The 24444-nt window shown below is 67.6% G+C and carries 25 protein-coding genes, 1 rRNA gene and 1 pseudogene; 17 read left to right on the top strand and 10 right to left on the bottom strand.

Going from position 1 to position 24444, the window contains the following annotated elements; all coding sequences use genetic code 11:
* The 6 genes from NDW01_RS33640 to NDW01_RS33615 all read left to right on the top strand — a co-directional run bounded on the left by NDW01_RS33640 (window position 1) and on the right by NDW01_RS33615 (window position 6814).
* The gene (locus NDW01_RS33640; RefSeq protein WP_252828379.1) at window positions 1-849 is read left to right on the top strand and encodes a thiopeptide-type bacteriocin biosynthesis protein; all 849 of its coding nucleotides are present in this window, start codon (window positions 1-3) and stop codon (window positions 847-849) included.
* A 5-nt stretch (window positions 850-854) separates the two neighbouring features.
* A complete protein-coding gene (gene fxlM / locus NDW01_RS33635; RefSeq protein WP_252828378.1) occupies window positions 855-2072 on the top strand; it encodes a methyltransferase, FxLD system in 1218 nt (405 codons plus the stop codon).
* Between the two features lie 394 nt (window positions 2073-2466).
* Window positions 2467-3804: a helix-turn-helix domain-containing protein gene (locus tag NDW01_RS33630; RefSeq protein WP_252828377.1), complete on the top strand. Its 1338-nt coding sequence runs from the start codon at window positions 2467-2469 to the stop codon at window positions 3802-3804.
* A gap of 14 nt (window positions 3805-3818) precedes the next feature.
* Entirely contained in the window at window positions 3819-4427 is a 609-nt protein-coding gene (locus NDW01_RS33625) for an HAD family hydrolase (RefSeq protein ID WP_406567783.1), read from the top strand.
* A gap of 250 nt (window positions 4428-4677) precedes the next feature.
* Window positions 4678-5805: a radical SAM protein gene (locus NDW01_RS33620; protein ID WP_252828375.1), complete on the top strand. Its 1128-nt coding sequence runs from the start codon at window positions 4678-4680 to the stop codon at window positions 5803-5805.
* A gap of 199 nt (window positions 5806-6004) precedes the next feature.
* Complete coding sequence (locus NDW01_RS33615) at window positions 6005-6814, top strand: hypothetical protein (protein ID WP_252828374.1); 810 nt, start codon at window positions 6005-6007, stop codon at window positions 6812-6814.
* A gap of 45 nt (window positions 6815-6859) precedes the next feature.
* Here the strand turns inward: NDW01_RS33615 and NDW01_RS33610 are convergent, their stop codons facing one another.
* Window positions 6860-9958: a DUF3427 domain-containing protein gene (locus NDW01_RS33610; RefSeq protein WP_252828373.1), complete on the bottom strand. Its 3099-nt coding sequence runs from the start codon at window positions 9956-9958 to the stop codon at window positions 6860-6862.
* A 92-nt stretch (window positions 9959-10050) separates the two neighbouring features.
* Between NDW01_RS33610 and NDW01_RS33605 the strand changes: the two genes are divergently transcribed.
* Window positions 10051-10998: a hypothetical protein gene (locus NDW01_RS33605; protein WP_252828372.1), complete on the top strand. Its 948-nt coding sequence runs from the start codon at window positions 10051-10053 to the stop codon at window positions 10996-10998.
* On the opposite strand, the gene NDW01_RS44520 is transcribed toward NDW01_RS33605, so the two are convergent.
* Window positions 10995-11105: a DUF397 domain-containing protein gene (locus NDW01_RS44520; protein ID WP_406567782.1), complete on the bottom strand. Its 111-nt coding sequence runs from the start codon at window positions 11103-11105 to the stop codon at window positions 10995-10997. The genes NDW01_RS33605 and NDW01_RS44520 overlap by 4 nt on opposite strands.
* On the bottom strand, window positions 11098-11973 hold the full coding sequence (locus NDW01_RS33600) for a helix-turn-helix domain-containing protein (RefSeq protein WP_256513747.1): 876 nt from the start codon (window positions 11971-11973) through the stop codon (window positions 11098-11100). Before NDW01_RS33600 ends, NDW01_RS44520 begins: the two co-directional genes overlap by 8 nt.
* Window positions 11974-12082: 109 nt before the next feature.
* Between NDW01_RS33600 and NDW01_RS33595 the strand changes: the two genes are divergently transcribed.
* Window positions 12083-12529, top strand: a complete 447-nt coding sequence (locus NDW01_RS33595; RefSeq protein WP_252828370.1) for an ATP-binding protein — start codon at window positions 12083-12085, stop codon at window positions 12527-12529.
* Window positions 12530-12582: 53 nt separating this feature from the next.
* Here the strand turns inward: NDW01_RS33595 and NDW01_RS33590 are convergent, their stop codons facing one another.
* The 3 genes and pseudogenes from NDW01_RS33590 to NDW01_RS33580 form a co-directional block, all read right to left on the bottom strand.
* Window positions 12583-12756, bottom strand: coding sequence for a hypothetical protein (locus NDW01_RS33590; protein ID WP_252828369.1), 174 nt, complete (start codon window positions 12754-12756; stop codon window positions 12583-12585).
* A gap of 21 nt (window positions 12757-12777) precedes the next feature.
* Window positions 12778-13101 (bottom strand): annotated as a pseudogene (locus NDW01_RS44515) (NUDIX hydrolase); the annotation flags it as partial.
* Between the two features lie 247 nt (window positions 13102-13348).
* Window positions 13349-13795, bottom strand: a complete 447-nt coding sequence (locus NDW01_RS33580) for a TSCPD domain-containing protein (protein WP_252828367.1) — start codon at window positions 13793-13795, stop codon at window positions 13349-13351.
* Window positions 13796-13983: 188 nt separating this feature from the next.
* Between NDW01_RS33580 and NDW01_RS33575 the strand changes: the two genes are divergently transcribed.
* The 4 genes from NDW01_RS33575 to NDW01_RS33560 all read left to right on the top strand — a co-directional run bounded on the left by NDW01_RS33575 (window position 13984) and on the right by NDW01_RS33560 (window position 16382).
* Window positions 13984-14415, top strand: coding sequence for an ASCH domain-containing protein (locus NDW01_RS33575; protein ID WP_252828366.1), 432 nt, complete (start codon window positions 13984-13986; stop codon window positions 14413-14415).
* 29 nt (window positions 14416-14444) lie between these two features.
* Window positions 14445-14933, top strand: coding sequence for a hypothetical protein (locus NDW01_RS33570; RefSeq protein WP_252828365.1), 489 nt, complete (start codon window positions 14445-14447; stop codon window positions 14931-14933).
* Window positions 14934-15066: 133 nt separating this feature from the next.
* Window positions 15067-15519: a YdeI/OmpD-associated family protein gene (locus tag NDW01_RS33565; RefSeq protein ID WP_252828364.1), complete on the top strand. Its 453-nt coding sequence runs from the start codon at window positions 15067-15069 to the stop codon at window positions 15517-15519.
* Between the two features lie 158 nt (window positions 15520-15677).
* Window positions 15678-16382 carry a hypothetical protein gene (locus NDW01_RS33560; RefSeq protein ID WP_252828363.1) on the top strand — a complete coding sequence of 235 codons (705 nt, stop codon included), beginning with the start codon at window positions 15678-15680 and terminating at the stop codon, window positions 16380-16382.
* Window positions 16383-16427: 45 nt separating this feature from the next.
* Here the strand turns inward: NDW01_RS33560 and NDW01_RS33555 are convergent, their stop codons facing one another.
* Window positions 16428-17300, bottom strand: a complete 873-nt coding sequence (locus NDW01_RS33555; RefSeq protein ID WP_252828362.1) for a helix-turn-helix transcriptional regulator — start codon at window positions 17298-17300, stop codon at window positions 16428-16430.
* Between the two features lie 150 nt (window positions 17301-17450).
* Here NDW01_RS33555 and NDW01_RS33550 point away from each other — a divergent pair, with 150 nt between their 5' ends.
* From NDW01_RS33550 to NDW01_RS33535, 4 genes are all read left to right on the top strand, one after another.
* Window positions 17451-18224: an SDR family oxidoreductase gene (locus NDW01_RS33550; RefSeq protein WP_252828361.1), complete on the top strand. Its 774-nt coding sequence runs from the start codon at window positions 17451-17453 to the stop codon at window positions 18222-18224.
* 83 nt (window positions 18225-18307) lie between these two features.
* On the top strand, window positions 18308-18523 hold the full coding sequence (locus tag NDW01_RS33545; RefSeq protein WP_252780989.1) for a 4-oxalocrotonate tautomerase family protein: 216 nt from the start codon (window positions 18308-18310) through the stop codon (window positions 18521-18523).
* Window positions 18524-18838: 315 nt separating this feature from the next.
* On the top strand, window positions 18839-21454 hold the full coding sequence (locus tag NDW01_RS44060) for a D-alanyl-D-alanine carboxypeptidase family protein (protein WP_252828360.1): 2616 nt from the start codon (window positions 18839-18841) through the stop codon (window positions 21452-21454).
* A gap of 84 nt (window positions 21455-21538) precedes the next feature.
* Window positions 21539-22402, top strand: coding sequence for a hypothetical protein (locus tag NDW01_RS33535; protein ID WP_252828359.1), 864 nt, complete (start codon window positions 21539-21541; stop codon window positions 22400-22402).
* A gap of 27 nt (window positions 22403-22429) precedes the next feature.
* On the opposite strand, the gene NDW01_RS33530 is transcribed toward NDW01_RS33535, so the two are convergent.
* The 3 genes from NDW01_RS33530 to NDW01_RS33520 all read right to left on the bottom strand — a co-directional run bounded on the left by NDW01_RS33530 (window position 22430) and on the right by NDW01_RS33520 (window position 23708).
* Complete coding sequence (locus tag NDW01_RS33530; protein WP_252828358.1) at window positions 22430-23098, bottom strand: LppP/LprE family lipoprotein; 669 nt, start codon at window positions 23096-23098, stop codon at window positions 22430-22432.
* 135 nt (window positions 23099-23233) lie between these two features.
* Window positions 23234-23434 (bottom strand): cupin domain-containing protein, encoded by a 201-nt coding sequence (locus NDW01_RS33525; protein WP_252828357.1) that lies wholly within the window; start codon window positions 23432-23434, stop codon window positions 23234-23236.
* Between the two features lie 49 nt (window positions 23435-23483).
* A complete protein-coding gene (locus NDW01_RS33520) occupies window positions 23484-23708 on the bottom strand; it encodes a hypothetical protein (RefSeq protein ID WP_252828356.1) in 225 nt (74 codons plus the stop codon).
* Between the two features lie 660 nt (window positions 23709-24368).
* Between NDW01_RS33520 and NDW01_RS33515 the strand changes: the two genes are divergently transcribed.
* Window positions 24369-24444, top strand: a 16S ribosomal RNA gene (locus NDW01_RS33515); the annotation flags it as partial.

The following is a 24444-nucleotide window of genomic DNA, read 5'->3' as shown; positions in this document are numbered from 1 at the left end:
ATGAACATCCCGACCACGGACACCCTCTGGCGGCAAGTGACCCTGTGGTGCGACGACTGGCCGACCGCCGAGCAGATCGCCGTCAGCCGCCTCGGCCCACAACTGGTCGCCGCCGAGCACGCTCAGGTGATCACCTCGTGGTGGTTCCTCCGCAAGGGCGTCTCCTGGCGGATCCGCTACCTTCCCGCCCCTGGCCGGCAGACGCAGGCCGTCGCCCTTCTCGAACAGCTCATGCGGGAGCTGACCGCCACCGGCGCGATCCGGCGGTGGACCACCCCGATCTATGAGCCCGAAACCCACGCGTTCGGCGGCCCCGACGGCATCGACCTGGCCCACCAGCTGTTCCATGCCGACAGTCGTCACGTCCTCGACTACATCCGGCACGCGCGCCTGGACCACCGGCGGGAACTCGGACTGCTTCTGGGCACTGCACTGATGCGCGGCGCCGGCCTGGACTGGTACGAACAGGGCGACGTGTGGGCCCAGGTCACTGCTCACCGGAGCAGTGACCAGCCGGTCCCGTCGGAGGCCGCGGAGCGCAGCGTGCAGCAGCTCATCACCGCCGTCGGCCACAGCGCCGACATCCCCTCATGGCTGTCCCCGCCTGGCCCGACGTGTTCACCCACACCGGCCGGCGCATCGCCGACCTCGCCACCGACGGGCGCCTCACCAGGGGTGTGCGGGCCGTACTCGCCCACCACATCCTGTTCGCCTGGAACCGGATGGGCCTGCCGGGCGATGTGCAAGGTGTCCTCGCAGGTACGGCAGCCCATGCCGTCTTCCACCAGGACATGGAGCCTCCCGGCTCCGGAAGTGCACCGCTTGCCGCCGCACCTGCGGCTACGCTGACAGCGGTGACCAACGACGCCATCGACACCTCGCGCCTTGACCCCGCGCAGCTGCGGGCCGGCCTGGTCGACTACATCCGCAGGCGCCGCACGTTCCGCACCCCGCAGGTAGAGCGGGCTTTCCTCGCCGTGCCGCGGCACCTGTTCCTGGAAGGCGTCGACCTGGCGACCGCCTACGCCCCGCAGGTCGTCATCACCAAACGAGCCCCCGACGGCAGCGCGATCTCCTCGGCTTCCCATCCGAACCTGGTCGCCACCCAGCTGGAGGACCTGGACGTCCACCCCGGTCACCGGGTGCTGGAGATCGGTGCGGCCACCGGCATCAATGCTGCCCTGATCGCCGAAGTGGCCGGCGACGCCGGTCGAATCGTCACCATCGAGATCGACGAGGACCTGACCGCTGGGGCCCGCGCCGCGCTGGCCAGGGCCGGTTACCGCAACGTCGAGGCGATCTGCGGGGACGGCGCCGCCGGACATCCCGCCGGCGCCCCGTACGACAGGATCATCGTCACCGCCGAAGCGTGGGACATCCCCTCTCCATGGTGGGAGCAGCTCGCCCCCGGCGGACGGATCGTCGTGCCGCTGCGCCTGCACGGCAGCGGCCTGACCCGCTCGATCGCCTTCGACCTCAATCCTTCGGGCCGGATGGTCAGCAGCCACGCGCGCGTGTGCGGGTTCGTGCCCATGCGCGGCAGCGCCGCCCACGGCGACCACATCATCCAGCTCAGCCCCGACGTCGTCCTGAAACTGGACGCCCGCGACCCCCACGACGACGACCTGCTCACCCAGGCCCTGGCCTACCCCGCCCATGAGCACTGGACCGGACTACGGGTCCGCGACGACGAACCGGTCGAACACCTCGACCTGTGGCTGGCCACCAACGCCAGCCGGTTCGGCCGCCTGGCCGTCACCAACGCAGCCCGCGACAGCGGCCTGATCAACCCCGCCCGGCGTTGGGCCGGCGCCTGCCTGTACCACGGCGGCACGATCGCCTACATCGCGGTACGCCCCTGCAGCGAGGACGTCGACGAGCTCGGCGTGATCACGCATGGGCCCGACAGTGTCAAGCTCGCCGCAAGCCTCGCCGACCTGCTGCATCAATGGGACAACGACCGGCCCTCCCAACCCATCATCACCGCGCACCCCGCGGGTACTCCTGATGAAAAGCTTGCGCCCGGCATGCTCATCAATCGGCCCACCACGCGGGTGACGATCAGCTGGTGACGAACCCCTGGGAGATGAGGGCCGCCCAGTCATTAGGGCCAGGCTCGGATGGGAGTGATCCCCGCTCGCTAGCCAGCGCCAGATCTAGTCATCTGGGAAGCCACACCCAACGCAGAAGCCGCCCCTCATCGAGGTGGGACGCTCCCGCGCTGCGGCGTACTTCTGGGCGAGCGCCTCGTCGAAGTGATCACACAGTAGGACCGGCGATCTCCGCGGAGGGCGGGTGATCATGTCTCGCTCCGGCGTACGGCGATCTGACTGCAATTACGGGGGAACCGTAGGACTGCCCTCGGGTCGGGAGATGTTTTCGTTGTGCTGGGTCATGCAGCGGTTGATGCATTAGCTTCGATGCTGTTTAGAAGCAGCGGATCACACCAGCGGAGACGGTGGGCCCATGGACGAGCGCGACACCGTAGTGGGGCGACGTATGGCGGAGGCTCGGCGCCGCAAAGGGTTCTCACAGTTGCAGTTCGGAGATCTGATCGGTCGAAGTGAGAGTTGGGTTTCCAAGGTGGAGACGGGCGTGATACGTCTCGACAGTCTCAACCTCGCTCAGAAGATCTCCACCCTCCTCGGTGTCCGGCTGGCTCATCTGGTCGCCCTGGATGCGCGAACCAGTGGCGAGCAGGAGCAGCCTGAGCAGCAGCAGACCCTAAAGTTCATGCATCTGCTGATCAATCCTCGTGACTGGGAGATGTGGTCTGAGATGAAGCGTCGCTGGTTCTTTGGGCAGGCAGCCGCCTCGGTCATGGGAATGCTAGAGCTGCTCGGCGGCTATCCGGCTAATCCGCGCGACCTCGGGGATCGGCTCGAATCGGCTCTGTCGCAGCAACATCGCTTGGACACGGAGACGCTGAAGGGTTTGGAACAGGCCACACTCGGTTATCGCCAGGTTTATCGATCTTCGTCAGCGTTCTCGCTGATTGGGCCGGCTTACGGAACGTTAAATGTACTTTTGGAACTCGCGCCCGACGCTGGCGAGCACCGTAACCGAGTAGTGTCGATGATCGGGCAGATGGCTGCGCTGGTCGGCGTCATGTTGATGCTGGATCTGGGTGACTTCGAGTCCTCCCGGCAGTACTTGGCCGTCGCAGCGAGGGCGGGCCAGCATATCGACGACCCTGAGCTCCTGGCGTTCGCGCTCGGTTGTCGGGCTTTCCACTCCTCCTACGACGGTGACCTCAGAGCCGGCGTCGGCTTCGCTCGTGGTGCGCTCGATCTGGCAGGGCGCGGGGTTCACCCAGTCACTCACGGCTGGCTGTCGGCGGTTGCCTCAGAGATGCACGCTGCGTGTGGTGAAGACCGATACTGCGAACGGCTGCTGGAGGAGGCTGACTCCCACCTTCAACGCGATGGCTCTGCTCGACCGTGGCTCGGCATCGGTGTGTTCAACGCGGATAAGGTGACCGCTTACCGCGGTGGCGGGCTCATGCGGCTCGGTCGGTACGCCGAAGCCCAGGACGAACTGCTGGCCGCGCTCGGACGGCTGGATCCAGCGTTGCGCAAGCACCGCTGCACTGCCCACATCGATCTCGCTGAGGCATACGTCCAGGACCGGAAGGTCGAGGAGGGCGCCGAACATGCCCTCGACGCGTTGAAGATCATCAACGAGACTCGGCACGCCGACAGCTTGAAGCGAGTAGCCAGATTGTTCAAAACCGTGCGATCGACCCGGACACCGACGGTCCGGCGACTCGGTGAGAAGCTGATCGAGTTGAAGGCGATCTCCTGATCGGAGGCTGAGGGTTGTATCGGGGACTGATTCTGGACTTTGGCGGAGTGGTCACCACGGATTTCTACGGAGCGATGCGGGCATTCGGCGTCAGGGAAGGGCTGGGGGAGACCGCCGTCGAGAACGTACTGCGCAACTCCGAGGAGGGCCGGGCGGCGCTGGCCGCAGTCGAGGATGGACGTTTGCCTCAGCGCGAGTATGAAGCGGCGCTGGCGCGGCTCTTGGGTGTCGACTCCCACGGCCTGTTGGGTGAGATTCTCGCCGACCTACGGCCGTGCCGACCGGTCTTGGAACTGGTCGACCGTGCCCGTGCGGCGGGTATCGCTACAGCGGTCTTGTCCAACTCATGGGGAACCGGCAGCTATGACCCATACGACGGGTACAGGCTGGAAGAAAGGTTCGACGCCGTCGTGATCTCCGACCGGGTCGGGCTCCGTAAGCCCGGCGAGGATATCTACCAGCTCACCGCCGACAAGATGGGGGTGCGGCCGTCGGACTGTGTGTTCGTTGACGACACCGCGCACAACCTGCCTCCGGCCGAACGGCTGGGCATGGCCGTGGTGTTCTTCGACGATGTAGAGGCGGGAATCGCTCGCGTCGAACAGCTTTTGCGGCTCGGCTGAGCTGCGGAATCAGGAACCAGGTTCCTACCCCGTAACCCGGTTCCGGAGTTGGAGGCTGCTGCCGTCTTACTGTCCAGGCGAAGGTCACCCTCACGGGAAGGCGGCCGATGGAGAACGCCTGGAATGCTTCACCCCCCGATCACGCTCGTCACGCATGCATGTCACCCGGAATCCGGCTCAGAGTTGTGGCCTACGCGCCAAACGAAGTCGGAGCCGGTCCACAGGGTCTGACGATCTTCGAGGGGAAGCCATGCACGAATTGATCGTCTCTCCATTCTCCGGCGACTACCTGGTGCTGCGCCCAGGGAGCCACGGTGGCCTGCGGCTACCACGCGACAAGTACCGGGCACTCTGCAAGACGGCCGCTAACGGTGGGTACGCGCCGGAGTGGATGGTCGACGCCGTGCGCCAGGCCTGGCAACTCGACATCAGCAGCCGACCGCTTAACGAGACAGCCGTCGTACGGACTGAATCGCCGTACGGCTACGTGCGAGCAACCTACGAACTCAACCTCGGCTGCAACTACGACTGTGAACACTGCTATCTCGGGCTGAAGCGTTTCGAGGGACTGTCCTGGCCAGAGCGGGAGAAGCTGCTTCACATCCTGCGGGACGCCGGTGTGCTCTGGCTCCAGCTCACGGGCGGCGAGCCAATGATCGACAAGCTCTTCTCGAACGTCTACGACACGGCCTACCGCCTGGGCATGATGCTGACCATCCTCACCAACGGTTCGCGGCTGGCCAACCCGAAGATCCTCGAACTGCTGACGACCCATCGACCGCACGAGATCACAATCAGCGTCTACGGCGCGACCGAGGCGAGCTACGACGGGTTGACCCGGCGAAGGGGCGCGTTCAAAGCGTTCAGTCGTGGGCTGGCTGCAGCGCACGAGGCCCGCCTGCCACTCAAACTCAGCCTGATCATCACGAAGACCAATGCGCATGAGGTCGAACAGATGCAGGCCATGGGTGACGCGCTCGGTGTGCCTCACCACCTCTACATGAACATGGCACCGACGATCTACGGCGGTGCGGAGACGCTGCCCGCGCAGTCCGTCGAGCATCTTCGCAAGCGCAAGCCGTTCACCGGTTGCAATGCCGGCCACAGCTTCTTCCACGTCGATCCGCACGGTATGGCCAGCATCTGCAAGATCGGACGTGACCCCAACATCCCGCTCGTCGAGGAAGGCGTGGAAGGGCTTCGTCGCCTCGGCGAGATCGCCAACTCGCTTCTCCTCCGGCAAGGCGGATGCACCGGCTGTTCGCTCCAGAGCACGTGTGGCACCTGCATGCCGCTCGTGCAGCTGTACCGCAAGGCCAAGGCTCCGCTGGCGACCTACTGCCAGCACCGAGAACCGAGAGAGGGGGTAGCTGGATGACCGTTGGTCTTGTAATCGGGCCGAAGCCGACTACGGCCCTGTCCGAGGTTGAGTTCGTCGGAGACCTGGACACGCTGGTCAAGACGGCAATGTGTGCATGCACTGCCGGCGACGACCAGCCGTACTGACCGTCGCTGGAGGCGGGGCCGCCCTACGATGTCGCGGGGCGGCCCTTCGGCACGGTCAGCAAGGGGGAGACATGGCGGTCGAACGTATCCACTGGGAAGACCTACCTGGTGAGACGAGGGCGGCGGTCGAGGAGCACACCGGCACGGTGTGGTCAGCGAAGACCGTGTCGGAAGGACTGAACTCCGCCGTGGCGGCCATACTGGCCACCGAGGCCGGCCCTGTTTTCGTCAAGGGGCTGCATCGGGACTACCCCCGGCGTTGGAACCAGGACATGGAAGCGATGATCAACCCGTATGTCGCGCACCTGTCGTCCCGACTGCTGTGGCGGGTGCAAGGCGAGTGGGACGTACTCGGCTTCGAAGTGATCGACGGCCGGCACGCCGACTACCGGCCTGGCTCCGCCGATCTGCCGAAGGTCGCCGAGGCCATGACGGAGCTCGGCACTATCCAGTGCCCGGATCTGCCTGTGAAACTGGCGGAGGACCGTTGGCGGACGTACGTGGACGAGCCTGCGGACCTGGAATGGCTCAAGGGCGACCGGCTCCTTCACACCGACTACAACCCGCTCAACGTCTTGATCGCCGATGGTCAGGCGCTGCTCATCGACTGGGCCTGGCCGACGAGGGGGGCCGGTTGGATCGATCCGGCCTGCCTCATCCTGCGGCTGATCGCGAACGGGCATAGCGCGACCTCAGCGGAACAGGTGGTGAAGCGGGCGCCCGCCTGGCAGGCCGCGCCCCCGAAGGGACTGGCCGTCTTCGCGCAGGCGTGTGCCAAATTGTGGGAAGAGATCGCCGACGACACTCCGATGGAATGGATCGAGAATATGGCTGAGGCCGCAGGAGTCTGGGCGGTACATCGGCAGGTCACTAGAGGTTAGGGGCTGGCACCGATTCGCCGGAGTTTTTCGAGACCAAGGTGCGCATCATCCTGCCGTGACCTTGGCATAGTGAAAGACGTCCGCGGGGAGCTCATGAGCCAGTTGCCAGCGGATACGCATTGGACGCTCTCCCTCATGGCTCTTGTACGTCATCGGACTGGCGTAGATGAACGGATCGCCCTTGTGCTCGCGGACGAAGAGATGGACGCTCGAACCTCGCTCAGCGTGGTGGATGTACCGCTGGCCGGTCTCGGAGCCCTCGGGGGTGACATGCTGGGACTCCCATTGAAATTCGGTAGGGCTGATCGCCCGGTCGCTGTACATCGTCTGCGGCGAGAAGTGAGCTTCTGTCTTGTTGATCGTCACGAAGAAGATGTCAGCTTGTTCCGAAGGCATCCAGCGAACGCCGGATCTCCACGACCGAGGCTTCTCCACTCCGAAGGCAGCCAGGATCTCGTCTTTGGTGTAGGTGGCGTGGAGGCGAAGAGGGACGTGGCTCGCCTCGGCCAACGCGGGAGTGATGCGGTGAAGGCGTGCTCGCAACACCTCAGTAATCTCCAGCACCTCATCTCTTCGCGCCGGGTTCCGCCAGAAGCGCTCAAGGTTCCGGGTAAGAGCACTCATCGGCAGGCTGCTGTCGACTGACGCATGGAACATCGCCAGGAGGCGTCGTTGGCGAGCATCGAAGGCCGCTGGTTGAGGCGGTTCGTCTTGTGAGAGCACTTCGTGGACGAAGGCGATCCGTTCGGGATCGTCTAGGTGCAGCATGCGGCCGATCGCGGCGGCGAGACTCCGGTCATCCTTGAGGTCTTCCGGCAGCCGTTGCTCAAGACCAGCCTCGCGGCGAAGGCCAACCCAGCCTCCTCGCGAACTCGTGAACAGATCTTGGAGTTCCAGCCCAGTCTCTTCGAGGAAGCTAGCCAGGTTCTGCTCCGCCAAGCTGCGTATCTCAGCGAGGATCGCTTTCTTGTTCGCGTTGAGCGCCTGTTTCAGATTTTCCAGCACAAGCTTGCTGACCTCGCGATCGAGATCGATATGGCAGCCGGCTGGCAGGGCGGGGAATCCGGTGTGGATGTCGCGTTCGAGCTGGCGTGGGCTATCGCCTGTGAGCGCTCGGTACCGCAGGTCGAAGCGGAAGTTGACGTTCTGGCGTCCAACGAAGTCCAAGACCGTGAGGCATGGCTTGTCGTCGGCGAAGCGTAGGCCGCGGCCGAGCTGTTGGAGGAAGACGGTCGCGCTCTCGGTGGGACGTAGGAAGAGAACTGTGTCGATCTGGGGCACGTCGACGCCCTCGTTGAACAGATCCACCGTGAAGAGGGCGTTGATCTTCCGGTTCCGGAGATCAACCAGGGCCTGCGCTCGCGCGCTGGGATCAGTCGCGGAGGTGACTGCGATCGAAGGGATCCCTGCCCGGTTGAAGCGCGCCGCCATAAACTCCGCATGCGCGATGCTGACGCAGAAGCCGACTGCGCGCATGGCGCTGACGTTGGCGAGCTTGTCCGTCAAGGCCTTGATCACCATGGAAACACGCGCTTCATGCCCGGTATAGAGATTCGTCAGTTCCGCGATGTCGTAGCCGGTGCCACGCCGCCATGTGATCTGAGACAGGTCAGTCGCGTCGTGGATCCCGAAGTAGTGGAAGGGGACCAGGAGCTCTCGTTCCAGCGCTTCCCACAGCCGAAGCTCTACGGTCGGCTTGCCACCGTCGAACCAATGAAGGATGTCGGCGCCGTCTGTGCGTTCTGGTGTCGCGGTGAGGCCTAGCAGCACCTTCGGCTTCAGGTGATCGAGTAGCTGGGTGTACGTTGCGGCCTCTGCATGGTGGAACTCATCCACGATCACCATGTCGAAGTGGTCCGGCTCGATCTCGAGACGGGACAGCGACTGGATCGAAGCGAAGACGTGCTGCCACTCCTGGGGTCGTTGGCCATCGACCAGCAGCTCACCGAACGAACCATCCTGCAGCGTCTGCCGGAAGGTCAAGAGACTCTGCTGCAGGATCTCCTTGCGGTGTGCAACGAACAGCAGCGACTTGGCAGTGCCTTGGGCCAGCAGCCGCTTGTAGTCGAGCGCGGCAACGACCGTCTTGCCGGTGCCGGTTGCCATGACGGCTAGGTTGCGCCAGTGGTCGTGTAGCTCGCGTGCTGCCTGGAGTTCGTCCAGGATCTCGCGTTGGTAGGGGTACGGCACAACCGCAATGTTGGTGATCTGGAGTGGAAGGTCGGTGGGACCACCGGCTTCCTTCTTCAGTGCTTCGTCGAGCCGCTGGGCATCTCGGTCCGGGTCGTAGCTCTCGAAGGAGGGATCCGCCCAGTACTCGTCGAAGGTGGCCTCGAAAGTGTCCAGCAGGTGCGGTTGCTCCGCACGCGCGATCCGGACGTTCCACTCCTTGCCATCTGTCAGCGCTGTCTTAGACAGGTTGGACGACCCGACGTACGCGGTGTCAAGCTGCGAAGCCCGGTGAAACAGCCATGCCTTGGCATGAAGACGGGTGGTCCGGGTCTCGTAGCTAACCTTGACCTCGGCTCCCATCTCGATGAGCCGATCCAGCGCCTTCCGCTCCGTCGCGCCGATGTAGGTCGTAGTGATGACCCGCAGCTTGCCGCCACGCTCGATGAAGCGCCGAAGCCCGTCCTCCATGAGCCGCAAGCCATGCCATTTGATGAAGGCGCACAGGAGATCGACCTGATCAGCGGATGCAAGTTCCTTGACGACCTCGCGGCCAATCTGCGGCTGGTCACGCCCGTTGACCAGAAGGGCGCTGCTTGAGAGTGGGATGTCGGGCCGTTCAGGGAAGGGAACACTGCCGTCTGGCCGGCGACCGGCGGCGATCGCTACCAGCAACTCCTGCTCATCAGCGACGAGGTCGGAGTCAGTGACCGCCTCAGCGACAACCGATGCGATGGCCTTGGCGATACCGTTGGCTGCAGTCACCTGTGCTGCGAGCGCGTCCTTCCTGCTGGCCTCCCGAACCATCCGCAATGCGCGACGTGTCAACTCGCCAAGGTGTCGTACGAGGACTTCATCGGCGTCATCTTCGATGAGATGCTCCTTGCGTACGAGGTCACTGTCAACCGAATGGAGACGTTCACGCAGGTCAACGGTGATGAGGTGTTCGTAAACCCCAGGGGAGAGTTCGGGCATGCAAGCAACCGTATGGCCTGCCGCCGACAACCCAACAGGGGCGAACGGCGTTCGACACGACAAAAAGTCCGGTTTGCCGTATATTGCGGCCTATGCCATGGAAGATCAGGGAAGGGGAAGTCCTTCCTCGCCAGGAGATCCACCGCCGATGCGGCGGGCAACGCCAAAGGGGGATCTCCATCTCGAACGAATCATCTGCCGTCTTGCTGTTCTCAACGATAAAGGGCCGCAAGCTTTACGGGTTGGATCATCCACTCGGCGATGGTGGATACCAATACACCGGCGATGGACAGGTTGGCGACCAGACATTCAATTCTAGTAGCAATAACGCTGCGCTTCGCGATCACCGTCTGGCAGGCCGGACGGTTCATCTCTTCGAAGAGGCTATCCCTAGCAAGCATTGCTACCTAGGTGAATATGTAGTTGACGAACGGGATCCCTTTCGATATGAAGACGCGCCCGACGTCAACAAAGATATGCGACAAGTGATTGTCTTTCGTCTCTGGCGTGTAAGCGACGCTCGGCTGTATGACGACGAGCGTTATGATCAGGTGACAATAGAAGATGTCGATCTGGAAGCGCACAATGCGGATCGTTTTCGGGTCAACCGCGCTAAGCCGATCACGGAGGCTGAGCGGCGGGAATCCATGCTGGTGCAGCGGTATGCGGCATGGCTAAGCGAGCGAGGTCATATATCTAGACAGCGGCGCATAAGCTTGCCTGATCGCGCTTTTCCTCTGAAGACTGACCTTTTCGATGTGACCGCCAATGAACTGGTTGAAGCGAAAGGCTCGGCGAGCCGTGGCGATATACGCATGGCGATTGGGCAGATACTAGACTATGGTCGACATGCTCAAGTTCGGCGACGAGCTATCCTTCTGCCAACGCGGCCGACCCAAGATATGGTCGAGCTCCTTGGTGGACTTGGAATAACATGCATCTTCGAAGAGGAAGAGGAGGGATCGTTCAAGCGTATCGATGCAGCGGCGCGTCTCTGTGGTGCATGTCCGCTAATGCAGCGTGAATCTGGGTTGCCTTAGGTCTGTTGCGGGCTGGCTATCTTTTCGACTATTCCAACCTCAACGCACTGGCCGTTTGAACTGGATCGGCTGCTCTTGCGCCAATCAATCCGGGACAAGTCACCCATCGCCTGTCCCTCCCCTCGCTGAGTGCTCACTGGCCACGCACGTTAGGAGCTGTCTGGTGGCTCCTGGGCTGATTGCGACCGCTCTGAGGTGTTCGTAGAGCCCAGTGTAGCGACGTACGTCTGTTTCCTCTTCGAGGAAAAGGTTGCCGGCCATGCTGTCGATGTACACAACGGACGGATCGCCGGGAAACTGCAGCACGACGAACGATCCCGGCATGCCGGGGTGCGCACCAGTCGCGAACGGCACTACTTGGAGCGTGACGTTCGGCCGTTCCATAACCGAGACCAGATGCACGAGCTGGTCGCGCATGACGGTTGGGCCGCCGACCGCGCGGTGGATCGCAGCTTCGTCGCAGATGGCCCAGAGGTGGAACGTGGGGTCGCGGTCCAGGATCGCTTGGCGTTCCATCCTGACCTGGACTCGCCGGTCGACTTCTTCCCGGCTTAGGGATGGCATGCCGCCGGGGATGACGGCGCGGGCGTACTCCTCGGTCTGGAGTAGGCCCGGGATGTACAGGCTCTCGTAGTTCCAGACGCTCCGAGCTTCGTCCTCGAACTCGATGTAGGTGCTGTACTCCTCGGGCAGTTCGTCCGTGTACGCCTGCCACCATCCGGGCTGCGGCGAGTCTTTGAGGAGCTTGGTCAGAGCCCGTTGCTCGTCGAGATCGACTCCATAGAGCGTGAGCATGGCGGCGAGCGTGCGCGTCTGCGGGCGGACCTTCGCCTTCTCGATTCGGTAGAGCGTGGCCTTGTTGATGCCGGTGGCTTCTGCCACGTCCTCCCTGCTCAGGCCGCGAGCTGTACGCAATCGGCTCAAGCTTCCAGCCAGGCGGCGCAGCCGGACAGTAGGGCGCGGGTGAGCAGGCATGGGGGCCTCCTTGAGAACTATGCAACCTAAATCCTATGCAACAGGTTGCATTGATCTTCGTTGCAGGTTCACACTGAGCTTCCGACACTTTACTGAGCGTGGTGATCGCATGAGGCCAACCGTGGCGTTCTTCCCGAACCAGCAGGACCAGGCCGTCACCCTGGCTGCCGCACCGAACGCCGTCCCTCTCGCCCGACGCCTGGTCGCCGAGGTGGCTCGGCATTGGCACCTACCGACCGAGCTCATCTACGACACGGAGACGATCGTGTCGGAGTTGGCCACCAACGCGCTAAAGGCCACCGACGCCTTCCACCGAGCCATGGGGATCACTGAGATCGGCCGGATCCGCCTACGTCTCAGATGGACGAGCCCAAGCCTCTTCACTGAGGTCTGGGACATCAACCCAGTCCTCCCGACCAAGCGCCAGCCGAACGACCTCGACCTAGACGGCCGGGGCCTGGGAATCATCGAGATGCTCAGCGCGCGCTGGTCGGCTGTGCACTGCGAGGAGGGCGGCAAGGTCGTATGGGCCGAGCAGCGTCTCTGCTCGTATTAGCGGCCTCATAGCGCTTCGCCGTGTTCCCCGTCTCGCGGCAACGTGTCGACCGCCTACCGAGGCTTCTCGGTATCCCCTCGGGACGAGGCCTCGGCGTGCCGGCGTACGACCGCTTCAAGGTAGTAGGTGTGCGGTCCTTGTAGGGCGGAGACCTCAGCCGGGGCGCGCACCAGAGCCATCCGGTCCAGCTCCGGGTCGCGTCCCAGGGCCCGCTCAGCGGTTGCCATGGCTTCGAAGCGATCACGTAGCTCCGTCTCTGGCCAAGGCGGAGCTAGGAAGACCAAGCCGATGCCGTGTCTCTCACTGCGGACGATGCCCCACGGACGTAGTTTCTCCGAGGCGAGGTCGATTCCGGTCTCCTCCACCAGTTCTCTCGCGGCGTGGCGCCGCAAGGCGGCCTCATCGAGCGCCTCACGTTGCTCAGGCGGCTCTAGGGAACCGCCGGGAAGCTGCCACCGGCCCGGCGCGGCGGTTGACGGCCCGGCGCGGCGGTCGACGACGACCCCCTCCCCACCAGAATGCGTCCGTCGTCCGTCGGCTGTACGACATCCATGAAGAGCGAGGGCAACCACGAGGCGTTGCCGGGAACCCGACGCAGGGCGAAGTGCCGGTAGGTGACCCGCGCCCACGACAGAATCAAACCGTGCGCGCCATCCGTCTCCAATCCCGCGCACGCCGCCACCGGACCGTCGAACAGACACGGGTTCGCCTCGACCGCGGCCTCCCACACGCGGTCCCTGGCGTGTTGTTCCTCAAGCGACAACTGCGGCGCTTCGACCTCCACCAGACGGAGCCGGCGAACATCGAAGGGCTCTACAGTCACCGGCTGCTCGCAGAACTGAGCGCCGGAATGCCGACGGTCTCGGTTGCCAACCAGTCTGTGGCGGCGGTTTCGCATTCCTGGATCGTCAAGATGCCTTCGACGGCGCGGACCTCGTACGGCAGCCAGTCGATCGCCAGGCGCCGGGCCACCCAGTCCACCACTGACCGGACCCGCGGAATCTGAGGGTCGTCGGTGTGGCCGTTGGGCACGAAGTACAGGTCCAGGCCCTGGCGGACGAGGTCGAGTAGCGGGACGCCGTGCTGAAGCCCGACCGAGAGCGTGACGGCGTAGATGTCCAAGAGCCCGGCCTGCGTCTGGCCCTGCTTGCCCCACTGGATGAACACCTCACCGAGCGTGCCGTCCTGGCGGCCGTTGGCGGTCAGAGAGAACCGCTCTCCGCCGATAGTGACGGTGGTGGTCAGGCCGGCCCGGCGTCGGGGCATGTGCCGTTCGTGCCGTGGGCTCGGGGGGTAGATCAAATTCGCCTCCATGACCGGTTCCACCATCTGTGGGAGAGCCGCTGAATCTGTCTCCTCCACGTGGCGCCCGGGGAGCGTACTGAGCCGGGCGGTCACGGCGCGGGATGGCTCGCCGACGTCCTTGAAGCTGATCGAGGTCGTACGCTCGCGCCATGGCACATGACGATCTTCCGACTCTCGAACTCGCCTTCCCGGGCCCGCTGCGGGACAGCGGCGTGGCGGCGATCCTGAACGGGGAGAAGACGGCGCTCACCGGGTTGCTTGAGATCTACGAGCACGCCGGGGAGGCGGTGCCGGAGGCCGGGCAGCGGTTCGCCGTGCTCGACTCCGACGGACGGACGGCGGTCGTGATCGAGCTCGTCGACGTCCGCGTCGTCCCCATCAAGGAGATCGACGACGAGTACGCGCGGGCGGAAGGGCGCGGGTACGCGGACGCGGCGGAGTGGCGGGCGGCGCACGAGGAGTTCTTCCGGAGCGAGGGAGTAAGCGAGTTTTTGGGGCACACTCCCGTGATCGACGATGCAACACTCGTCGTCGCCGAGCGCTTCCGTGTGGTGGCGCCCGGCGAACCCGGCCGGTCCTGACCGGCGAAGCGGCCGATCGTGGAGGCCTCATGTCGTTGCGCGTACGCCTGCGGCCCAACGGGCCGTACCTGCTGTTCATGCTGGCCGCCGTGGCAGCGCTGGTGTTCGGGGTGACCCGGGCCGACCTGCCGGGAGCGGTGATCGCCGTCTGTGGCGCCGTGTTGCTGGTGCTGTTCGGCGGCCCGGTCGTCGTCAGCACGGTGTGCCGGGTGCCGGTGGTGGCGGTCGACGAGAGCGGAGTCCGGCTTCCGCTGATGGGCGTACGGCTGAGCTGGGACGAGGTGGCCGATGTCAGGCGAACCGCCGCCCTGCGCGGCAGGACGAGCACTCCGGTCCTGCTGATCGTTCCCACTCAACCGGAGATCGTCGTCGACCGGGTGCGGCCGTGGCTGTTCCGCGAGGCGCGCGGCAACCTGGCGCGGTACGGCACCCCGATCGTCCTGTCCGACCAGTCCCTCGACCACTCGCTCGACGACATCACCACCGCCGTACGTCGCCTGCGCCCGGCTGTGGCTTGAGCGCGGAGCGGCTGGGCCGACCGCGGTAGGAGCGCGACTCGGACCGGCCGTCTCTGACCGCCAAGGCCCATCCGGGGCTGGTTCGTCACAGAACACAGTGATCTCGAGGCGTCTCAGAGGGATACTCCCGTCCATGAGGTTCCGTGCGACGGTGCAACTGGACGGTAAGACGGCGACGGGGATCAACGTTCCGGACGACGTCGTGGAAGCGCTCGGGGGCGGCAAGCGCGCCCGGGTGAAGGTCACGATCAACGGCTACGCGTACGCGACCACGTTCGGGAGCATGCGCGGCGTGACGAAGATTCCGGTCAGCGCGGAGCACCGCAAGGGCGCCGGGATCGCGGCCGGGGACGAGGTGGACGTCGAGGTCGAGCTCGACGACGCGCCGCAGGAGCTCACCGTGCCGGCCGATCTCGCGGACGCGCTGAAGGCCGAGCCGGAGGCGCAGCGCTGCTTCGACGGCCTGTCGCCCTCCCGCAAGAAGGCGTACGTCACCTGGATCGAACAGGCGAAGAAGGCCGAGACGCGGGAGCGCCGCGTCGTCCAGGCGGTCGAAGAGCTGCGCGAAGGGCGCCCTCGGCGCTGAGCCGGTCGCGCGTCCACACCGACCGCGGTGACGCGTGAGCCCCCGCCCTTGCCGATCCAGAAACCGGTGAGGCCGGGGGACCGGCGCGAAACGGCGTGAACCGAAGGAGCGACCGGCTCGTCGGATCAACGTTCATGATCCCCAGCGGAAGGTGTGTGATGGACGCGGCGAGTGCGGCGGAGCTGCTGGCCCGGATGTTCGGGGAGGGGCACGGCCTGGCCTGCCGGCTCGACAACAACGTCGTCGAGCTTCCGGAGGCCCGGCTGCGGATCGCGGTGGACACCCCGGATCTGCAGCCGAACGGCGTGGTCGTACGGATGCCGATCGGCGTGAACCATCCGGCGTGGGGCGAGGTGTTCGCCTGGGACCAGGCCGTCGGCGTCGGCGGGGACGACCGGCATCCGGTGGTCGCCGCCGCGTACGACTGGCTGCACTATGTCTTCCCGGTCTTCGCCGCGTATGCCATGCCCGGTCACGGGCTCGCCGCGAACGTCCACACCGAGATGCGCTTCGACGGGCGGCGCGCGGCCAAGATCCACTACGGGCCGATCGCGATCCGCGACTTCGGCGGCCTCACCGAGGTGACGCAGCAGGCGGCCGCGGACCGGTCGCCGACCATGGTCGTCGCCGAGCGGCTGTTCACCGGGTACGCGCTGCCGGACCGGCCGCTGTGGTGGTACACCTTCGCGGCGCGTATGCCGAGCGGTCCGATCGAGGAGGTGACCCTCGTCAACGGCGACGGCGGGGACTCGCTCAAGGGGATCTCCGACCACCTGCCGTGGGAGGGCCACGGGTCGGTCAAGTCGTGGGCGCTGATCGCGCCGGACCAGGACGCCGTGATCCAGCAGGTGCCGATCGGCTGAGCCCGCGCGGGCGGCACACCCCGAGCGGACCCGGACCGCCGGCGGTCAGGCCCGCTCGGGAGCCGGGTGGGCGGCCTCGCCGGGCGCCAGGTCCTGGGTGCCGATGACGGAGAGCAGTTCGAGCTTGGCGGCGCCCTCGGTGCCGGGCGGGGCGGTGAACCACAGTAGGCGCTGGCGGCCGTCCTCGCTGAGCAGGCTGTGGCAGTCGAGCTCGATGACGCCGAGCGTCGGGTGGACGATGCGCTTGTGGTCGGTCCGGCGCACGGCGACGTCGTGGGTGTCCCACAGCGCGGCGAACTCCTCGCTGCGGCGCCGGAGCGAGGCCACCATCTTCGCCACCTCCGGGTCGCGGCCGCGGCGGGCGGCGACCGCCTGCAGGTCGGCGACGAACTTCCGGGAGTGGTACGGGTGGTCGTCCACCGGATAGACGTCGCGGGTGGCGGGATCGATGAACCAGCGGTAGACGAAGCTCGCCGCCGGGCCCCGTACGGCCGGATGGCGGCCGACGAGGGCGACGGCCAGTTCGTTCTGGACGAGGGTCTCGTGCAGGTCGGTGATGACCTGGGCGGGAGTGGTGGTGAGCCGGTCCAGGAGGCCGAGGAGCGCGGGCTGGGCGTGCGCGGTCGGCCCGTGCGCCGCCGGGATGCGGCGGTCGGCGAGGTGGAACAGGTGGTCGCGTTCGTCGCCGCTCAGGCGGAGCGCGCGGGCGAGGGCGGCCAGGGTCTGGGCCGAGGGCTGGGCGCTGTGCCCGCGCTCGATCTCGGTGTAGTAGTCCGCCGACAGGCCGGCGAGCTGCGCGACCTCCTCGCGCCGCAGGCCGGGCACCCGGCGCCGGGGGCCGGTGGGCAGGCCGACGTCGGAGGGCCGGACCCGGGCGCGCCGGGACTTCAGGAACGCGGCGAGTTCGGGAAGGTTCACGTTCTCCATCCTGACTTGTGCGCCGAGCCCGGAACCAGGGGTCGTCGACCCCAGGGTAAGCGCAGCCCTGGCTGACCGGCGCGCGCCGCCTCATCGTGGAGGACACGTCAGGGGGCACGACGCCCCGTACCCACCTCCCGAGGAGTCTCCATGTCGTTTCCCGCCGGCCCCGCCACGCCCGGGGAGGACCCGGGCCGCCCGCGGGTCGCCATCGTCACCGGTGGCTCGCGGGGCATCGGCCGGGCGGCGGTCGTACGGCTGGCCGCCGACGGGTTCGCCGTCGTGGTCGGGTACGCGGGGAACCGCGACCTGGCCGAGGCCGCCGTGAAGGAGGTCGTCGCGGCCGGGGGCCGGGCGGTCGCCGCCCAGGCCGACGTCGCCGACGAAGAGGCCGTCACCGCGATGTTCGGAACCGCCGAGTCCGAGTTCGGCGGCGTCGACGTCGTCGTCCACGCCGCCGGGCGGATGGACCTGTCGCCCATCGCCGACCTGGACCTGGCCGTCCTCGACGCGCTGCACCGGACGAACATCCGCGGCACCTTCGTCGTCGCCCGGCAGGCCGCGCGCACCGTACGGCCCGGCGGGGCGGTCATCACGTTCTCCACGTCCCAGGTCGGGCTGGCCTTCCCGACGTACGGGGCGTACGTCGCGAGCAAGGGCGCCGTCGAGGCCCTCACGCTGGTCCTCGCCCGCGAGCTGGGCGACCGGAACATCACCGTGAACACCGTCGCCCCCGGCGCCACGGCCACCGACATGTTCCTGGACGGCAAGGACGAGGAGACCGTCGCCCGCATCGCCGCCCAGACCCCGGTGAACCGGATCGGCACCCCCGCCGAGATCGCCGAACTCGTCGCCTTCCTCGCCTCCCCGGCCGGCCACTGGGTCAACGGCCAGGTCATACGGGCCAACGGCGGCATCATCTGACCCGCCGCGGCCCCGTTCGCTCGTCCGGCCCCGCCCCGACCACCGCGGGGTTCCGGATCATTCACCGCAGAAAGGAAACAGCCATGCCGTTCGCGAACTTCAAGGTGCCCGCCGGCACCCTCGATGAGCAGCAGAAGAAGCAGATCGTCACCCGCACCACCGACCTGTACGTCGAGATCTACGGCGAACGCGCCCGGGCCAACACCATGGTCCTGGTCGAGGAGGTCACCGACGGCGGCTGGGGCATCGGCGGCGACGTCCTGACGCTGGCCATGCTCCAGCAGACGCCGGAAGGCTGACGCGCGGGGCCGGGTCACGCCGCGCGCGCCCGGATTCCCGTACGGCGCCCATCGGGTGGCGATCGCCCCTGGTGGGCGCTTCGCGGTGGTCCGGCGCCGGCGTTCCGCGTTTCCCCGGTACCGGCGCATCGCGGGGTGCCGGCCCCGGCCTACCATCGGCTTCCGGCGGCCAAGGCCCTGAACCGGCGAACCGCGTGAACTTTGTCGCTGACATCCGCGTCTTCACCTGTATGAGAGGCGTCGGCGGGGTCGATGCACGCGCCTGTCCGGTGATCCCGCCCCTCCGCCCGGTCCCACAGTCGAGGAGGTCGCGCCGTGAATGATGCGTCGCAGGAGTCGCAGGACGACGCACGGCACGAGACCTCCGGACCGCCGTCGCCGGGTGATCCCGAGAGCGAGCCCGAACCGGGGGAGGAGACGGGCACCCCGTCCGGCGCCGGCGCCGACGAATCCGACGCGCCGTCCCGGCCCGCGCCCGAACGGGAGGGCTCCCCGGAGCCCGGCCCCGCCACCGAACCCACCTCCGACGACGCGGCCGAGCCCGCGTCCGAGGACACGGCCGACGCGGACGAGGAGCCGGAACACCTGTCCCCGGCGACCGGCCACGACGCGGACGAGGACGACACCGCGGACGCGGACGCCGAGGAGGACGAGCAGGCTGACGAGGAGGACGAGCAGGCTGACGAGGAGGACGAGCAGGCGGACGAGGAGGACGAGCAGGCGGACGAGGAGGACGAGCAGGCGGACGAGGAACGGCCGGAGCCGTCCCCCGACTCCGTCGAGCCCTCCTCCGCCCGCTCGTCGTCATCCGCCGAGCCCTCCTCCGCCGCCGAGACCGTCGCGGCCGAGACCGTCGCGGCCGAGGCCGCCCCTGGCGACGACGAGACGGCGACCGCCGAGCATGTACGCCCGGAGCCCCCGGCCGAGACCGGACGGTCCCGCTCCGAACCCGGCGGCTCCCGTACGGGAGCGGAGGACACGGGTACCGACGAGAGCGGAGTCACGCGACCCTCCCTGTTCGAGCCGCCGCCACGGCCGAAGCGGCCCGCCGTGTCCCTGGACCCCACGGTCATGGACCTTCCCCGCCTGTCGTATCCCCTGAGACGACGGACGGACCCGCGCGCCGAGCCGGCCGCTCCGCACGAGCCCGCTCCGCGGGAGTCACGCTCCCCGCAGCCCGCCCCGGGGCCGGCCTCCGAGCCGCAGGCGCCCGCTCCGCGACAGCCGAGCCCCCCGGAGTCCGCCTCCGGACCGGTCCCCGAGCCGCGTACGCCGGGCGCCCACCGTGAGCCGGAGGCGGACACGCCTACGCCGCCGCGGCGCGCGGCCGCCTCCGAGCATCCCCCGGCTCCGCGAACGGTCGAGCAGGCGCTGCCCGGGACCCGCCCGTTCACCTCGGCGGACTTCGCCAACACGACGCAGCGGGACGGCCTGCCGATGATCGTCCCGCCCGCGCCGGCGATGGAGCCGTACCGGGAGACCCGGCCGCGGACGGCCCCGCCGCATGCGACACCTTCGTATGAGGAGGCCCCGCCGCGGGCGACGCCGCCGTATCAGGAGGTCTCGCCGCGTACGACGTCCTCGTATCAGGACACCTCGCCGCGTACGACGCCCTCGTACGAGGAGGTCTCGCCGCGTACGGCGCAGCCCCCGGCCCCGATGCTCCCGCCCGCGACCACCCGGCAGCCCATCGCGGAGCTCCCCGCACCGGCCCCGGAGGCGGAACCACCCGTACGGAAACGGCGGCGCGGCCGCCTGATCGCCGCCATCGTCGTGCTCATGCTGCTGGCGGGCGGAGTGGCCGGCCAGCTCGTACGGCCGGTGCCCGCGCCGACGCTGCGCCTGACGCTGTCGACCACCCGCTACACCTTCGGCGGCCCTGCCCTCGACCTTCCGTGGCCGCAGCAGGGCCAGGCGACCCTGTACGCGGAGGGCCTCGGGTCGATGGGGTCCGCCGGTGGGCAGACGCCGACCCCGACCGCCAGCGTCGCCAAGGTCATGACCGCCTACGTCGTCCTGCACGACCACGCGCTGCGGGCGGGCGAGGACGGGCCGACGTTCCAGATCTCGGCGGAGGAGGCCGCCCGGCTCCCCGAGCGCAAGCAGCGGGGCGAGTCGCTGGTCGAGGTCGTCGCCGGGCAGGAGTTCACCGAGCACAAGGCGCTGGAGGCGCTGCTGATCGTCTCGGCGAACAACCTGGCGCACGAGCTGGCCCGCTGGGACGCGGGCGACGAGCAGGCGTTCGTCCAGAAGATGAACACCGCCGCCCGGTCGCTGGGGATGACCTCCACCACGTACACCGATCCCAGCGGATACGACTCGCACACGGTCAGCACCGCGGCCGACCAGGTGAAGCTGCTCGCCGCGGCGATGAAGCTCCCGGCGTTCGCCGAGATCGTCGCCATGCACACCTACGTCCCCAACGACGGGCGGCCACCGCGTTCCGCCGGTGACGTCCTGGTCGGGCGGCACGGGGTGATCGGCGGCAAGACCGGCTACACCGACGCGGCGGGCGGCAACTTCGTCTTCGCCGCCCAGAAACGGATCGACAAGGTCACCACGACGATCGTCGGCGCGGTGATGGGACAGCAGTCGCCCAGCGCGTTGGGCGCGATCGAGGTCGCCCAGCAGCTCGTCGTCGCCGCCGAGAACGCCCTGACCTCGGTCACCCTCGCCAAGGCCGGCGCGCGGGTCGCGCAGGTGGACGACGGCCTCGGCGGGCGCGTGCCGCTGCGCGCCGCGCAGCCCGTGACGGTGGTCGGCTGGAGCGGGCTGACCGTTCCCGTCCGCGTCACCGGCGATCCGCCGCACCAGGCCGCCGAGGGTGAGCGCGTCGGAACGGTACGGGCGGGTTCCGCGGCCGTCCCCGTGACCGTCGACCGCGACCTGGACGGACCGTCCATCCTCAAGCGGCTCATCCGTCTCAGGTGAGCACGCCGCCCGCGCGGGGAGCCGCCGCGCGGGCGGGCCGGGCGGTACGGTTCGCGGTGATCTCGACCTCGGGAGGGGGTTCGGATGTGCGTGTCGACGGCGGCGTCACGGTTCTCGGGCACGATCCTGTACCACGGTCGGGCGAGCCATCCCGAGCACGGCCGGGTTCACGTGCTGGGCTACCAGAACACCGCGGTCAACCTCTCGGACGGGCCGAACGCGATGCTCCTGCACGTGCCCGCCACCGGCATGACCCCGGCGAACTTCGTCGACACCCGCCACTGCCCGCGCGTCCTGCGCGACATGGTCGACGCCCTCGCCCCACGGACCCGCGGCCGTGGGCCGCTGCCGGAGGGCTGCGTGGCGGTGGCCGGCGGACCACCGCCCGTCCAGGTCTTCGACCATGACATCTACACCGTCGTCCTGGCCACCGACCCGACCCTGATCCCCGAGGCGCTGGAACGCGTGCCCGAACACCGGCGGATCCGGCCCAACCCGCCGCTGTTCGACTTCTACGCCGCCCGCCACCCCGGGCACGCGATCATCGTGTGCTGCTTCGACAACACCGAGGCGCGATCGGCGAACCCCCTGCTCCTGTGGTACCGGCCGCACAGCCTCCGCCACTTCGTCCTCCCGGCGCTGGACTGCCACACCGGAGGCGTCCCCGACCTGACCGCGCGCGTTGACACTGACCACTGGGTCATCCTCGGGCGCGACGACGCACCGGCCTCCTGGGGCGTCCCGGTCGACTACACCGCCGCTGACAGCCGTACGGGACACGGCCGTCACCCCGACCGGCACGGACCCGCCGCGCCGTACCTCCCGGCCCGGGTGATCGGAACGCGTTTCACCGGCACCATGCCGAACGGGGACTTCACCATCCCGTACACCGACGTCCTCCGCGGCGACCTCGGCGCCCTCGGCCGTACGACGGCCGCGGCCGCCTGACCGCCCGCCGCCGAGCGCGCCCGGCGGCTACGACATGAGCCGGACGCGGACCGCCGCGCCGTGCTGCGGGCGCGTGCCGGAGGGGACCAGGCGGTCGTCGTCCTGCCACGTGTACGTGACGGCGGCGGGTGAGAGGGAGGGACAGCACTCGGGGTCCCGCGCCGCGTAGTGCAGGTAGGTGACCCGGAAACTGCCGGGGCCGGCGGTCACCGCCCGTACGGCGTCGGTCTCGGTGACGGCGTCCCAGCCGAGGAACCGCGTGCCGTGCCAGAAGAAGACCAGCTGGCCCTTGCCATCGGCGGTCGGGTACCGCTGGCCGATCACGGCGGTGAGGGTGCCGCCGTGCCCGTCCGGCGTCGTCACCGGCGGGCGGTCGCTGACGAAGTGCGTGGACGGGTCCGCCGCCTCGACGGTACGGGTCAGCACGCGCCGGATGGCGGCCTGGCCCGGGACGCCGACGGCGGGGCCCGAGGCACTGGGCGTCGGAGTGTCCGTAAGGGTGCCGGGCGCCGGCAGGGGTGAGGAGGGCGCGGGGTTCGGCGCCGACGCGGCCGACGAGGCAGGGGCCGAGGACGCCGACGGTCGCGCGGCGGATCGCTCCTCGGACCGGCAGCCTGTCGCGGCGACCACGGCCAGGAGGACGACCGCCGCCGCCCGAGGCCGTACGCGTATGAGGGGAACGCTCTCGTCGATCACGGCAACGTCCTTCTCCGGCATCCGATCGTCCTGCTGCGGCAGTCGAGATCGTAATTCGTGCGGAGCGGATCGGCGGGGCGCGCGGCGGAATCGGTGCGGGGAGGCCGTGGACCGTACGGCCTCCCCGGCGGCGGGTCAGTTCCCGTACTGCTCGGTCTCCGGGCGTTCGAGCATCAGGGCGTGCACGGGCCGCTCGGCGACGAGGCGGTGCCGGACGCCCCTCGGCACGACGAACAACTCGCCCTTGCTGAGCGTGACCGGCTCCCGGCCTTCCAGCTCGACGCGGAAGCCGCCGTCCCGGCACAGGGACAGCTCGTCCTCGTCGTGTGGTGCCACGGGCGCTCGCCCTCGAACGGGGCGACCCGCACGATGGCGTCGTTCGCCGTCACCAGGTCCTGCGGTCGGTAAGGACCGGGCCGCCGGCGATCACCTCGTCGATCGACACCGGACTCGTCTCGTTGTGCGTAGTCATGCGTCGGATCTTGCCGCCGTACGGGCCCTGGTCCCAGCGCCGACCCGTCCCCACCGGCCCGGTCATGGAGTTCAGGTGACGGCCGAGGGCGTACGTGTGGGCGGGCGCCTGCGCCGGCGAACCCGCCGGCCGAGCCACCCGGTGGACCGTCCGAGAGCGATCGCCGGAAGTTGTTCCGGCCGTCGAGGTTTCGCCCGCGAACTCCGGGGGTAGGGAGAACAACGAAGCTGACCTGCCGATCTTTACGTGCCAGCGGCGCAATTTGACCTTGCTGCCGGGGCCACGTAGAGTCCTCGTTGCCCGCAGGGGAGCGGGACGCCGAAAGGCGGCCGGCCCCGCGGAAGACACCCCACTCGATAGCGCGTGGCAGAGTCACTCTGCGGCGCGGGTAGGATGGGTTGTCGGCCCGGCCGAGTACGTGACACCGACAAGGTGGCGCGGTCGCCGGGAACCTCCCAGTGAAAGTCACTGAAGTTTTGGCTTCGGTTTCTGAGTGCTGGGCGGGTATCGAGGAGTTATCCCGAGTCGGTCAATTCGACAAAGGAAAGCAAATCGGTAAGATAGACCCAAGGAAATGCCCCAGACGGGAAACTGGAAACAGGGACCTGACGGTGTGTGTCCGTTTCTTGAGAACTCAACAGTGTGCTAAAAGCCAGTGCCTTTATGGTCCTCGCTGATCATGGTCGGTCCTTCGGGTTGATTGTGGTTGGTTTGGATTCCTTTGGCAAGTATGATTCTTGCCGGGATTTTTTTTCGTTGGGTTTGGCGGTCGTCTTCGCCGATGATCGTCGTTTGGCCTTAACGGAGAGTTTGATCCTGGCTCAGGACGAACGCTGGCGGCGTGCTTAACACATGCAAGTCGAGCGGAAAGGCC

This window comes from Actinoallomurus soli (assembly GCF_024055715.1).
Taxonomy (GTDB): domain Bacteria; phylum Actinomycetota; class Actinomycetes; order Streptosporangiales; family Streptosporangiaceae; genus Actinoallomurus; species Actinoallomurus soli.
This window is presented reverse-complemented; position numbering and strand designations above follow the sequence as displayed.